This window comes from Microlunatus antarcticus, from assembly GCF_014193425.1.
Lineage (GTDB): Bacteria > Actinomycetota > Actinomycetes > Propionibacteriales > Propionibacteriaceae > Microlunatus > Microlunatus antarcticus.
Genome location: NZ_JACHZG010000001.1, coordinates 39,057 through 51,641 on the forward strand (window position 1 = coordinate 39,057; position 12,585 = coordinate 51,641).

Annotated in this window: 13 protein-coding genes; 4 read left to right on the forward strand and 9 right to left on the reverse strand. The window is 73.0% G+C overall.

Features of this window, described 5'->3' with window-relative positions:
- Positions 1-9: 9 nt before the first annotated feature.
- Complete coding sequence (locus FHX39_RS00190) at positions 10-951, reverse strand: NAD(P)/FAD-dependent oxidoreductase (protein WP_183335779.1); 942 nt, start codon at positions 949-951, stop codon at positions 10-12.
- A 39-nt stretch (positions 952-990) separates the two neighbouring features.
- Positions 991-1,761 carry an SDR family NAD(P)-dependent oxidoreductase gene (locus tag FHX39_RS00195; RefSeq protein WP_183335781.1) on the reverse strand — a complete coding sequence of 257 codons (771 nt, stop codon included), beginning with the start codon at positions 1,759-1,761 and terminating at the stop codon, positions 991-993.
- 100 nt (positions 1,762-1,861) lie between these two features.
- Here FHX39_RS00195 and FHX39_RS00200 point away from each other — a divergent pair, with 100 nt between their 5' ends.
- The 4 genes from FHX39_RS00200 to FHX39_RS00215 all read left to right on the forward strand — a co-directional run bounded on the left by FHX39_RS00200 (position 1,862) and on the right by FHX39_RS00215 (position 7,436).
- Complete coding sequence (locus FHX39_RS00200) at positions 1,862-2,710, forward strand: helix-turn-helix transcriptional regulator (RefSeq protein WP_183335783.1); 849 nt, start codon at positions 1,862-1,864, stop codon at positions 2,708-2,710.
- Between the two features lie 92 nt (positions 2,711-2,802).
- Positions 2,803-3,819, forward strand: a complete 1,017-nt coding sequence (locus tag FHX39_RS00205) for a TolB family protein (RefSeq protein ID WP_183335785.1) — start codon at positions 2,803-2,805, stop codon at positions 3,817-3,819.
- Positions 3,804-6,653 (forward strand): TIM-barrel domain-containing protein, encoded by a 2,850-nt coding sequence (locus FHX39_RS00210; RefSeq protein ID WP_183335787.1) that lies wholly within the window; start codon positions 3,804-3,806, stop codon positions 6,651-6,653. Before FHX39_RS00205 ends, FHX39_RS00210 begins: the two co-directional genes overlap by 16 nt.
- A 9-nt stretch (positions 6,654-6,662) precedes the next feature.
- The gene (locus FHX39_RS00215; RefSeq protein ID WP_198423191.1) at positions 6,663-7,436 is read left to right on the forward strand and encodes an SDR family NAD(P)-dependent oxidoreductase; all 774 of its coding nucleotides are present in this window, start codon (positions 6,663-6,665) and stop codon (positions 7,434-7,436) included.
- A gap of 13 nt (positions 7,437-7,449) precedes the next feature.
- Here the strand turns inward: FHX39_RS00215 and FHX39_RS00220 are convergent, their stop codons facing one another.
- The 7 genes from FHX39_RS00220 to FHX39_RS00250 all read right to left on the reverse strand — a co-directional run bounded on the left by FHX39_RS00220 (position 7,450) and on the right by FHX39_RS00250 (position 12,567).
- Positions 7,450-8,007, reverse strand: coding sequence for an AAA family ATPase (locus tag FHX39_RS00220; RefSeq protein ID WP_183335788.1), 558 nt, complete (start codon positions 8,005-8,007; stop codon positions 7,450-7,452).
- Positions 8,008-8,009: 2 nt separating this feature from the next.
- Positions 8,010-8,462, reverse strand: a complete 453-nt coding sequence (locus FHX39_RS00225; protein ID WP_183335789.1) for a nucleoside deaminase — start codon at positions 8,460-8,462, stop codon at positions 8,010-8,012.
- Positions 8,459-9,865 (reverse strand): purine-cytosine permease family protein, encoded by a 1,407-nt coding sequence (locus tag FHX39_RS00230; protein WP_183335790.1) that lies wholly within the window; start codon positions 9,863-9,865, stop codon positions 8,459-8,461. The genes FHX39_RS00225 and FHX39_RS00230 overlap by 4 nt, the downstream gene beginning before the upstream one ends.
- A gap of 81 nt (positions 9,866-9,946) precedes the next feature.
- Complete coding sequence (locus FHX39_RS00235) at positions 9,947-10,330, reverse strand: type II toxin-antitoxin system PemK/MazF family toxin (protein ID WP_332836584.1); 384 nt, start codon at positions 10,328-10,330, stop codon at positions 9,947-9,949.
- Positions 10,291-10,515 (reverse strand): ribbon-helix-helix domain-containing protein, encoded by a 225-nt coding sequence (locus FHX39_RS00240; RefSeq protein WP_183335792.1) that lies wholly within the window; start codon positions 10,513-10,515, stop codon positions 10,291-10,293. The genes FHX39_RS00235 and FHX39_RS00240 overlap by 40 nt, the downstream gene beginning before the upstream one ends.
- Before the next feature lie 32 nt (positions 10,516-10,547).
- Positions 10,548-11,309 (reverse strand): SDR family NAD(P)-dependent oxidoreductase, encoded by a 762-nt coding sequence (locus tag FHX39_RS00245; RefSeq protein WP_183335793.1) that lies wholly within the window; start codon positions 11,307-11,309, stop codon positions 10,548-10,550.
- 85 nt (positions 11,310-11,394) lie between these two features.
- Positions 11,395-12,567, reverse strand: coding sequence for an ABC transporter substrate-binding protein (locus FHX39_RS00250; RefSeq protein WP_232530549.1), 1,173 nt, complete (start codon positions 12,565-12,567; stop codon positions 11,395-11,397).
- Positions 12,568-12,585 lie beyond the last annotated feature (18 nt).

Genomic DNA, 12,585 nt, shown 5'->3' on the forward strand with positions numbered 1-12,585 from the left:
GTCGCTGAGTCAGGCCAGGCGCTCGAGCAGCGCCTGGCCCAGGGCGCGGCCGGAGAGGTACGCCGACTCGACGCGCGGCTTGTCCGACCAGGCGTCGCCGCAGACCCCGACGAGGTTCTCGTCCAGGAAGTAGTGCTGCTCGCGCTTCCCGGCCGGCTTCCCGAACGTCCAGCGGTGCACGTGGGTCGACGTCGGCTCCGCGTCGATGTGCAGCGCGTCGCGGAGCGCCGCGGTCATCGGGCCGGCGGCCTCGTCGGGGGCGACGAGGTGCTCGGCCGCGAAGTCCGGGGTCGAGTGGGCGACGAGCACCGGGGCGCCGTCGCCGCGTCGGCGACCGTCGTCGGCGACCCAGCTGAGGATCGGGTCGTCCGCGACGAACGCGCCGTCGACGTCCGCCCAGGAACGTGCGTCCCAGGTCGCCGTCAGGGCGAGCACGGGGTCGAACGGGTCGTCCAGCGCCGCGACGACCGACGCGTACGCCGGGTCGAGCAGCCGGACGGCCTGCGGGTCGGGCATGGCGAGGACGACGGCCGAGGCCGCCAGCCCGTCGACGACCGGGCCGGGGCCGACGTGCTCGACGGTCGTCTCCCGCACGTCGAGGCCGGTCGCCAGGTGCTCGACGAGGCTGCGCAGCCCGCCGGGAGCGGCCCAGCGGACCGGGCCGCTCTTGGGCGACAGCTCGCCGTCGGCCGACACCGAGAAGGTGTCGGTCCACTCCCGCGCCAGGCCCTGGTCGCGCCAGGCCTCGACGACGCCCCGGAACGTGTCGTCGGAGACGGTGAAGTACGACGCCCCCGTGTCGACCATGCGGCCGTCGGTCTTCCGGCTGGCCATCCGCCCGCCGATCCGCCGGCCCCGGTCGAGCACGACGACCTCCCGGCCCCCCTCGGTCAGGGCGCGGGCGGCCGCGATCCCTGAGATGCCGGCACCGACGACGACGACTGGATCCACGGCCCCATCGTGACGCACCGGGCCAATCGGGGAGTGCGGCTACAGGCGCTGCCCGCCGGACAGCTCGATGACGGTGCCGTTCGCCCAGGCCAGGTCGTCGGACAGGATCGCGGCGACGCCGGCGCCGATGTCGTCGGCCTCGCCCGGTCGGCCGAGCGCGATCATCGACGACACGGCCGCGTTGTACTGCGCGTTGTCGCGCACGGCCCCGCCGCCGAAGTCGGTGGCGATGGCCCCGGGGCGGAGCACGTTCACGCGGATCCGCCGGGCGCCGAGCTCCTGGGCCTGGTAGCGGCTCAGGACCTCGATCGCGCCCTTGGCCGACGCGTACGCCGACATCCCGGGGCCGACGAAGGTCGCGAGGCCGGAGGAGACGTTGAGGACCTGCCCGCCGTCGACGAGCATCGGGAGCAGCCGCTGGGTAAGCAGGAACGGCGTCTTGACGTGGATGTCGAGGATCGCGTCGAGCTCGGCCTCGGTGGTGTCGACGAAGGGCTTGCTCAGGCCGACGCCGGCGTTGTTCACGAGCGCGTCGAAGTCCGACCGCCCGAAGGTCGTCTGGAGCTGCTCCCGCAGCGCGTCGGCGAACGTGGTGGTGGAGGAGGGGTCGGCGGCGTCGAACGGCAGGAACGCGGCCTTCCCGCCCGCGCCCTCGATCTCGGCGACGATCGCGTCGGCGGCGTCGCGGCGGCTCTGGTAGGTCCCGATGACGCCCCAGCCGCGGCGGCTGAGGTGCTCGGCCATGCTGCGGCCCAGGCCGCGACTCGCTCCGGTGATGACGGCGATCTTGTTCGTGGTGGTCGTGTCCATGGATCGATCGTGCGTCCGCCGTGGACGCCGCACCACGCCCGGCTCATCCCCGGACCGGCAGGGCGGGGATCGGCGTGCGGCGGCAGGGCAGGCTGGGGGCATGGACCGCCATGCGCTCGGGGACTTCCTGCGCTCCCGCCGCGAACGGCTGCGGCCCGAGGACGTCGGCATGGTGCCCGGCCCGCGCCGGCGTACGCCCGGGCTGCGCCGCGACGAGGTGGCGCTGCTCGCCGCGATGTCGACCGACTACTACGAGCGCATCGAGCAGGCCCGCGGACCGCAGCCGTCCCCGGCGATGCTCGGCGCGATCGCCCGGGCGCTGCGGCTCACCCGCGACGAGCGGGACCACGTGTACGTGCTCGCCGGGCAGCTGCCACCGGCGGCGTACGTGTCCCTCGGCTACGCCGACCCGGGCCTGATGACCATCCTCGACGCGCTCGCGCCCACCGTGCCGGCCATGATCACCGACGACCTCGAGGGCGTCCTCGCGCAGAACCCGCTGAACGTCGCCCTGCTCGGCCGGCTGACCGACCTCGGCGGCTTCGAGCCCAGCTTCCTGTGGCGCTGGTTCACCGACGACCGGTTCCGGCGCCTCTACGCCGAGAACGACCGCGAGCAGCTCACCCGCGGGTACGTGGCCGACTTCCGCGCCGCGGTCGCCCGGCGGGGCCCCGACGCCGAGGCGACGGCGCTGGTCGACGCGCTGCTGGCCGCGAGCGAGGAGTTCCGCGCGGTGTGGGCGCTGCAGGAGGTGGCGACCAAGCGCGCCACCCGTAAGGTCCTCCAGCACGAGCAGGTCGGACGCCTCGACCTCGAGTGCGACGTCGTCGTCAGCCCCCCGTCCGGGCAGCACCTCGTCCTCTTCCGGGCCCGACCGGGAACGGGCACGGCCGAGCGGCTCGCGATGCTCGCGGTGGTGGGGACGGAGGAGTTCGCGGCGTCCGACTGAGAGTCTCTCGGTTTCTCCTCCGGGAACGTTCCGGAGGCGCTAGCGTGACCGCCGCCCACGCTGACGCACCACGCCCCGACACGGAGCTCTCGATGACCCGCACCCCCTTCCTGCTCCGCTGCGCGCTGGTGACGGCGGTGGGTCTCTCGGTCGCCGCCTGCACGGCGGGTGGCGGCGCGCCCGCCGACGCTCCCGCTGACGCCCCGGCCGCGGTGCCCTCGAGCGCCGCGCCGAGCGCGACCCCGTCCGCACCGGCCCTGCCGCAGTCCGCGGCGCCGCTGCCGGACGACGAGATGGTGTGGCGCTACTCCGCCGGCAGCAACCGGACGATCTCCACCGTGAGCACCAACGGCCTGACCGGGGCCGACCTGGTGGTCGGGGAGAAGAACGTGGCCGCCTCGCTGTCCCCCGACCGGCGGACCATCGTCTACATCCGTCGGGAGGCCGACGACCGGGCCTCGCTCCGCGCGGTCTCGGCGGACGGCCAGTCCGACACCCGGCTCTTCGCTGACGGCTCGACGGACTGCCCGAAGCTCCGCCGGCCGGCGGTCGGGGTGAACGGCACCCTCGCGATCGTGTGCTCGCCCTTCGACGAGGGCGGCGAGGACGTCCTCAACATCATGAACACCGACGGCACGCTGGTGAAGCAGCTCGACCACGGCCAGCTCGGCGACGCCACCTTCAGCCCCGACGGCTCGCGGGTCGTCTACGCGCGGGACCCGTACCTGCCCTACAAGCTCGGCGGTGCGCTCTTCTCGGCCCCGACCGACGGGTCGAGCTCGCCGGTCCGCGTCCTCGCCGGGACGAACGTCAACCCGGTCTGGTCACCCACGGCCGACGAGGTCGCGTACGTGCGCCTGGACGGCAAGCGCCGCAGCATCGGCATCGTCCGGGTCGGGGCCGACGGGCGCGGCGGCGGGACCCGGGCGCTGACGACCGGCTCGGCGTACGACCAGGACCCGTCGTGGTCGCCGAACGGCGCGCGGCTCGCGTTCCGCCGCGGTGCCGACGAGCCGCACCTGTTCATCATGAAGTCGGACGGCAGCGGGGCGACCCGGGTCGTGCGCAGCTCGGGCGCGGTCAACGCGCCCGTGTGGACCGCCCGCTGACCTCGCGGACGGGCAGGACGCGCCGTGTCGGAGGGCTCGCCCTCGCGCTGGCGCTGCTGCTGCCCGTCCTCGTCGTCGGTCCGGCCGCCGCGGCCCCGTCGCCGGGTCCGACGACCGGGGTCGTGGTCAGCGGGGACGCGCGCTTCGAGGTCGTGACGCCCACGCTCCTGCGGGTGCAGCACGCGGCGGGCGGGCGGTTCGACGACCGGCCCACGACGACGGTGCCGACGGGAGATGCTCCTCGGGACGCCGCCCCGCCGGCGTACTCGGTGGACCACGTCGACGGCTGGCTCCTGCTGAGGACCGACCGGCTGACGCTGCGCTACCGCGAGGGCTCGGGGACGTTCACCCCGGAGAACCTGGCGGTCGACCTCGACGTCGCCGGCACCCCGACCACCGCGCGGCCGACCTGGCGGCGCCCGCCGGGCACGTGCGCGTACGGTACCCGCTGCGAGGCCGAGGACGGCCGGCTCTCGGGCGGGCAGAGCGTGCACCACACCCACGAGGGTGCGTCGGGTCGCGGCTACGCCTCCGACCTCGGCCAGCACGGCTCGACCGACGCCTGGACGATCACCGGCGTGCCACGCGCGGGGCGCCACGCCCTGCAGGTCGCGTACGCGAACGGCTCGTCGTCCACGCGCACGCTCGACGTGCTGGTGGGCGGGCGTCGCGTCGGCCGGCTGGACGCCCCGCCGAGCGGCGGGTGGTCCACCTGGCGCACGACGACGGTCGACGTGGACCTCGGGGCCGGCGACTCGGTGGTCGCCACCCGGTGCTCCGACGACGTCTCGTGCCGCGTCGACCTCGACGCCGTCGCGGTGACCGAGCCGGGCGCGCGCTACCCGACCGACGTGACGACCCAGCCGCCGGCCACCGACGAGCCCGGGCAGCTCGGCGGCTGGACCCGCGGCCTCGACGTGTACCCGGACCAGGCCGGGCCGGACGTCGACGCGGTGGCCCTGCACCCGGGCGTGCTCAACCGGCAGGGCTCGTGGCTGCTGGACGACAGCTGGGCGGCGGTGCGGACCGCGGACGGCTGGATCACGGGCCGGCCGACCGGCGACCCGACCTTTCAGGACGGGTGGTTCTTCGGCTACGGCCACGACTACGCGACGGCGCTCGCCGACCTGCGCGTGCTGACCGGTGCCGCGGCGCTGCCGCCGCAGTGGATGACCGGGGTCTGGTACTCGGTCTACGACGCCATCGCGGCCCGGACGTACGAGCGCGAGCTCCTGCCGGCCTTCGCCCAGCACGACGTCCCGGTCGACGGGCTGAGCGTCGACACCGACTGGAAGGCGCCGGTCCGCTGGGACGGCTGGGAGTGGAACGCGGACCTCTTCCCCGACCCGGACGCGTTCTTCGCCTGGGCGCGGTCCCAGCAGCTCGCCGTCGTGCTCAACGTGCACGCCGGGCTGTCGGGGCGGGACGCGGCGCTGCGCACCGTCGAGCGCGAGAGCGGGGCCGACCTCGTGCGGGCCGGGCAGTGCTTCTCGCCCGACTGCCACGCCCTCGACTTCGGCGACCGGGCGCAGGCGGAGGCCTGGTTCGCGCTGCACACCCCGTACGAGCGCGAGGGCGTGCGGCAGTGGTGGATGGACTGGTGCTGCACGAGCTCGACGGTCGACGTGCCCGGCGCGACGCCGGACAGCTGGCTCAACGAGCAGTACGCGCGGCGGCTGACCGACGCCGGCCAGCGCGGCGTGGTGCTGTCGCGGCTCGGCGCCTCGTTGCAGGACTTCCGCGGGTCGTACCCGAGCGGGCCGTGGGGCGAGCACCGCAGCACGGTCCACTTCACCGGCGACACCGCCGCGACCTGGGAGACGCTCGCGCTCGCCGCGCGGCTGACGCCCGACGAGGCCGCGATCGGCCAGCCGTGGGTCAGCCACGACATCGGCAGCTTCCTCGGCCGGCACCTGCCCGACGACCTCTACGCGCGGTGGGTGCAGCTGGGGACGTTCCAGCCGGTCCTGCGGCTGCACTCCTACCACGGCGACCGGCTGCCCTGGCAGTACGACGCGGGCGACGGGCCGGCGGCCGACTTCCTGCGGCTGCGGGAGGCGCTCAGCCCGTACACCTACTCGGCCGGGTGGGAGGCGACGCGGACCGGCCAGCCGATCTGCCGCCCGCTCTACCTCGACGACCCGGAGTCGCCCGAGGCGTACGCGCACCCCGACGAGTACCGCTTCGGCCACGACCTGCTGGTCGCGCCGGTCGTGACGGCGGGGGCGAGCGCGAGCCGGGAGGTCTGGTTCCCGCCGGGGCGGTGGGTCGGGTGGTTCGACGGCCGCACGTACACGGGGCCGTCGACGCAGACCGTGACGGTTCCGCTGGACCAGATGCCCGTGTTCCTGCGGGCGGGCGGCATCGTCACGCAGGTCCCGGGGGCGCAGCGGGTCGAGCCGAGCCCGGCCGCGGTCTCGCTCGCCGTCGCCAGCAGCGTGGCGGGGTCGGTGACCTCGTCCGTGCTGCACACGGACGCGGGGGACGGGCTCGGCTACACGACCGGGGAGTCGGCGGACACGACGTTCACGTACGCGTCCGACCGCGGGCCGTGGTGGTGGCGCCGTCCCTCGAGCCGGCTCACCGTGGGGGCCGCGAGCGGGACGTTCCCGGGAGCGGTCGCCGAACGTGCGTACGCCGTCGACCTGCGCGCGCTGTCGCGTCCCGACCGGGTGCGGGTGGACGGGGTCACGCTGACCGAGGTCGCCCCGGGCGGGGACGCGGTGGGCTGGTCGTACGACGACGCGGCCCGGACGCTGCGCGTGCGGACGGCGCCCCTGGCGACCGCCGAGGCCCACGTGGTCGAGCAGCGTGGCGGGGACGTCCGGGACTAGTTTGGAGCGGTGATCAGCTCCGTGAAGTACCCGTACGACGACACCGTCGTCCTCGTGACCGGCGCCGGGGACGGCATCGGTCGAGCCGTCGCGCAGGCGTTCGCCGAGCAGGGGGCGTCCGTCGTCGGGCTCGGCCGCCACGTCGAGACGGTCACCGACGCGCTGTCCGGCTTCGACGCGGGCAAGACGCTCGCGCTGCAGGCCGACGTCTCCTCGCGTACGGACGTCGAGGGCGCCGTGGCCGCCGCCGTCGAGCGCTTCGGGAGGCTCGACGTGGTCGTGCCCAACGCGGCGGTCTTCGAGACCGCGGACCTCGAGGACCTCACCGACGAGCAGTGGCACCTGATGCAGGGCGTCAACGTCGATGGGCTCTTCTACGTCCTCCGGGCGACCGTCCCGCACCTCAAGGCATCGCGCGGCAACGTCGTGGCGATCTCGTCGGTGTCGGGGATGCGCGGGGACTGGGGCCAGTTCGCCTACAACGCCACCAAGGGCGCCGGCGTGACGATGCTGCAGTCCCTCGCCCTGGACCTCGGCCCCGACGGCGTCCGGGTGAACATGGTCGCGCCCGCCCTCACCGTCACGCGCATCACCGAGGGCATGACGAAGACGCCGGGCTTCGACGAGGCCCTGGCCAACCGCGTCACCCTCGGGCGTCCCGGTCAGCCGGAGGACATCGCCCGGGCGGTCCTGTTCCTGGCCAGCCCGGACGCGGCGTACATCACCGGCGCCCTGCTGCCGGTGGACGGTGGGACGACGGCGGCCACGGGGCAGATCCACTAGTCCCCCGGCGAACTCAGACGGATCGCTCCTTCGGCAACGACGGCCAGCGTTCGCACGCCCACGACCACCAGCTCGCGTGCGGCGGCGGGGGCGAGGGGATTGCGCCGCCCTGCAGCTCCTCCTGGTCCGGCGCTTGAAACTGTTCCTGCCACTGCTCCAGCTCGGCGTCGCTCAAGCGGAAGTGACTCGGGCCGGACTCGTAGCGGTGACTGACGCGTCGGCGCTGCTCGTCGAGGTCGACCGACAGGTAGACGACCTGTGTCCGCACACCCAGCGACTCGGCGATCCACCGAAGTGCAGATCGCTCGTCCTTCGCCCAGAAGCCGAAGTCGAGGACGACGTCGACACCAAGCTGTGCTGCTCGCATCCCGACCTCGACGAGCTTGCCCTCGATCCGGTCGCGCTGGCTGGCCCGCTCCGGCGAGCGCCACTGCGTCGGGCTGTCGAGGTGGAACATTGTCATCAGCCAGTCGTCCGGTGTCAGGCGAAGAGCCGACTCGCTGACCTCTAGCTCCTGGGCCCTCGTCGTCTTCCCGGCTCCGGGTAGGCCGACGACGAGATGGACGGTCACGGTCAGTCGACCCCGATGTCCTCGTTCCAGAGGGCCGGGTTCGCGGCGATGAAGTCGGTCATCATCGCCACGCAGGTCTCGTCGTCGAGCACGACGACCTCGACGCCGTTCTCGGCGAGCCAGTCGTGCCCGCCGTGGAACGTCCGGGCCTCGCCGACGACGAGCCGGGTGATGCCGAACTGTCGCACAAGCCCGCTGCAGAACCAGCACGGCGACAGCGTCGTGACCATGGTCGTGCCGCGGTAGGTGCGCTGACGCCCGGCGCGGCGGAACGCGTCGGTCTCCCCGTGCACCGAGGGGTCGTCGTCCTGGACGCGCCGGTTGTGGCCGCGGCCGAGCAACGTCCCGTCCGCGGCGAAGAGCGCGGCGCCGATCGGGATGCCGCCCTCGGCGAGGCCGGCCCGGGCCTCCTCGAGCGCGACGGCCAGCAGTTCGCGGTCCGCCGGCCGGCTCACGCGACGACCCCGTCCCGGGCCCCGCGCCCGAGCGTGCGGTGGAGGACCGCGTACACGACGGCGGCGACCACGAGGCCGACGACGGCGGTCAGGTCGCCGACGCTCGGGATCGCACGGGGGACGGGCCCGGTGTAGAGCGTCTGGTTGGCGAAGAGGGGGATCGAGACCAGGAGGCCGACGGCCATGGCGATCGGCCCGGCGAGGTTGACGTGCGTCGTGCTCTGCGCGAGGACGCCGACGTCCTGGCCGCGGCGCAGGTAGCGGTCGGTGAAGACGACGCCGAGCCACGGCGCGACCCAGTACGCGATGATCAGCAGGAACGCCTCGTAGCTCTGGCCGGCGTTGCGCAGCCCGAAGCTGGCGACGAGCAGGCCGAGCAGCCCGAAGACCACGGCGACGATCGCCCGGGCGCGGGCGAGCGGGACCTTGAAGCCCAGGGCCATGAACGACATCGCGCCCGAGTAGACGTTGATCACGTTCGCCGAGACGGCGCCCAGGCAGATCGCCAGCAGCGTGGCCTTCCCGACGACGCTCGGCAGCAGGTTGGTGAACGAGGCCGGGCTCACCGCGGTCTGCCCCGCGGTGACGACGGCCGCGCCGGCGATCTCCAGCAGGCAGCAGGACACGAAGCAGCCGAGCCCGGCGAACAGCCCGATGGGCAGCTTGCGGGTGCCCTTGGGCAGGTAGCGCGTGTAGTCCGACGAGTACGGGTTCCAGCCGGCGGCGTAGCCGAACGCTGCCCCGGCGGTGATGAGGAAGCCGCCGACCGGCGGCGGTCCGCCGCTCAGCACGGGGGCCGAGGGGTTCGCCTGCGACAGCACGATGACGGCCGCCACGACGAAGATGATCGCCAGCACCGGGAACGCGTAGCGCTCGAACGCGTGCACCAGGTTGTGCCCGAAGAAGGCGATGACCAGCTGGGCCAGGACGACGACGACCAGGCAGACGAACGCGGGCAGCGTGGTGAGGACCGACAGGGCGAGTGCGCCGCTGATGCTGTTGACCGCGAACCACCCGATGCCGGCGGTGAGGGCGTTGAGCCCCGCCGGGAGGATGTTCCCGCGGTAGCCGAAGGCTGTCCGGCTGAGCACCATCTGCGCGAGCCCGTCGCGCGGGCCCCAGGTCGACAGGACGCCGAGCGACACCGAGCCGAGCAGGGTGCCGAGGACGATCGCGGCGACCGCCTGCCAGAACGTCAGCCCGAAGGCGAGCACGCTGAGGATGCCGACGGCGATGGTGGCGAACTCGAAGTTCGGCGAGGCCCACGTCCACAGCAGCTGCAGCGGGCGCCCGTGCCGCTCGCCCTCCGGGATGGCCTCGACGCCACCGGGTTCGACGGCGACGACCTTCGTCCCGTACGCGAGCTGGGCCTGCGTGATGTCGGGATCCGTGACGGTCGCCATGGTCCGCATTCTGCTGCCTGCACGCCCTCCGCAGCCACCACGCCCCGGTTACGGATTGTTAAGCCTCGCTCTGCTTCTGGTTCAGAGCGCGAGGTGCAGACGGAGTGCCCGGTCGACCTCGAGCATCGTCTCGGGTCCCAGCCGGCCGACGCGTGCACCCAGCCGCTCGACGGCGATCGACCGGACCTGCTCGGCCTGGACCTTCGAGGCTCGAGTCAACCCGGCGGACCCCGCCTCGACGAGCACCTGGAACGGCAGCACCCGGGTGACGTTGGACGTCAGCGGCACGACCGTGATCACCCCGCGACCCAGGCTCTCGGCCCGGCGGTTGGCCGCGTCGTTGCTGACGACGACGACCGGGCGGCGCTTGTCGGCCTCGGATCCTCGTACCGGCTCGAGGTCCGCCACCCGGATCTCCCCGCGCCTCACGTCACCGGCAGACCGTCGGCGCTGACCGTCTCCCACAACGCGGCTTCACCGCTGCTGTCCCACTCGTCCCACGCCTCCTCGTACGCGTCGGCGAGCTCGGCCTGCCGCAGCAGGTCGATCGCGTGCTGCAGGGCGGCTGATCGGGACGCGAACGCGTGATTGTGGGCGTACGTGTCCAACAGCTCGACGTCGACCATCGGCAGGCTCACGCTGATCTTCACACCGGTGATGCTACCGAATCGACGAAAAGGTACTACCGGCCCGAGGTCTCCGCCACGTATCGGTCGCAGGTCGCCGCGAGCGCGTCGGCGTACGCCTCGTCGCGCAGGTGCTTGGGGACGGTGATCGTCCGGCGGCCGCGCCAGTAGAGGCCTTGGCCGAGATCGGCCTCCGTGCTGAGGAACGTCAGAGACTCGGCCGAGGTGTCGACCGTTCCGGGTGCGCCGTTCGAGGCGAGCTTGGTCTTGACCCAGCCCGGGTCGACCGCGACGGAAGAGACCTGCGGCAGCCGGCGGCCCCAGGCGCTCGCCAGCAGGACGTCGCTCGCCTTGCTGTCGGAGTACGCCCGGCTCGGGTCGGTCTTCGCGCCCGGGTCCTCGGCGTCGGGGTGGCCGCTGCCGGCCATCCCGGAGCCCAGCCAGATCAGCCGGCCGGTGAGGTGCTCGGCGAGGCGGGCGGTGAGGAGGTGGGGCGCGAGGACGTTGACGGCGAACGTCGTCTCGAAGCCGTCGACGCTCGTCGGCGGGACGTCTCCGCGTACCCAGACGCCGGCGTTCTGGACCAGCACGTCGATCGGGGCGTGCTCGGCGATCTGGTTCGCGAGGGACTCGACCTCGGCGAGCGAGGCGAGGTCGCCGGTGACGAGCACGGCGTCACCCTCGAGGCGGTCGACGACGGCCTGCCCGCGCGCGGGGTTGCGGGCGTGGACGAGGACGCGGTGCCCGGCGGCGAGGAGCCGTTCGGCGGTCGCGAGCCCGATGCCGTCGGTCGCGCCGGTGATGCAGATGGTGGCCATGGCCCCATCCTGGCCAGAGGCCACAAACTTCCGCGCGGTTGACGACCTCAGAGGTCGTCAACCGCACAGAAGTTCGGCGCTGCCGTCAGGCGCCGCCCTTCTGCAGCGTCACCGTCAGGGGCGTGAAGGCCTTGCCCTCGACGTCGACGCCCTCGGCCTTGAGCTCCTCGAGCGCCTTGGTCACGTAGGCCGTGTTCTTGGCCGTCTGCGGCGGGTCGGCGGTGATGATCGTCGCGCCGGTCTCGTTCTTGGTGCCCTTGGCGATGCCGACCGTGCGCTCCCACGCCACGTCGGAGATCGAGCCGATGCCGCCGCTGGTGGACGGCCAGATCAGCTTGTTCACCTCGTTGGTCTGCCACTGCTGGTGGCTGACGCCCAGCTGGGAGCCCGCCGTCGTGACGATCGACGCGGCCGCCTCGGCGTTGTCGCGGGCGAAGATCCAGCCCTTGATCGAGGCCTTGATGAACTTCGTCGTCGTGTCCTGGTAGGCGGCGTCGCTGCTCAGCTTCTCCGAGTTGGCCCAGATCGCGTCTTGCAGCATGTTCGTGCCGACGTCGTTCCAGCTGATGACGTTGAGCTCGCTCGGCTGGAACAGCTGTCCGGTCGCCGGGTTCTCCGACTCGAGGACCTGCGCGTACTCGTTGTAGGTCATCGCCTGGGCCGCGTCGATGTCGCCGGCGAGGAAGCCGTTCATGTCGAACGCCTGCTGCACGAGCTTGATGTCGCCGGTGGAGATCCCCGCCTTCTGCATCCCGGCGAACAGCTCCCACTCGTTGCCGTAGCCCCAGCTGCCGACGTTCTTGCCGGCCAGGTCGCCCGGCGCGACGATGTTCTTGTCCTTGAACGAGATCTGCGTCGTCCCGCTGCGCTCGAAGATCTGGGCGACGTTCGTGATCTTGGCGCCCTTCTCGATCGAGCCGAGGACCTTCGGCACCCACGAGATGGCGTAGTCGACGTCGCCGGCCGACAGCACGTCCTGCGGGACGATGTCCGGACCGCCCTCGACGATCTCCACGGCCAGACCCTCGGCCTCGTAGAACTTCTGGTCGACCGCGGCGTAGTAGCCCGCGAACTGCGCCTGCGCCACCCACTGCAGCTGCAGCTTGACCGGCGTGAGCGGCGCCGACGAGGCGCTGCCGCCGGCCTCGGGGGCGGAGTCGGACGAGCTGCCGCACCCGGCGAGCGTGAGCCCGACCGCAGCGGCGGCCAGGCCGGTCTGGCCCAGCATGGTCCGTCGGCTGATCTTCGGTGAGCCCATGGGCTTCTCCATCTCTCG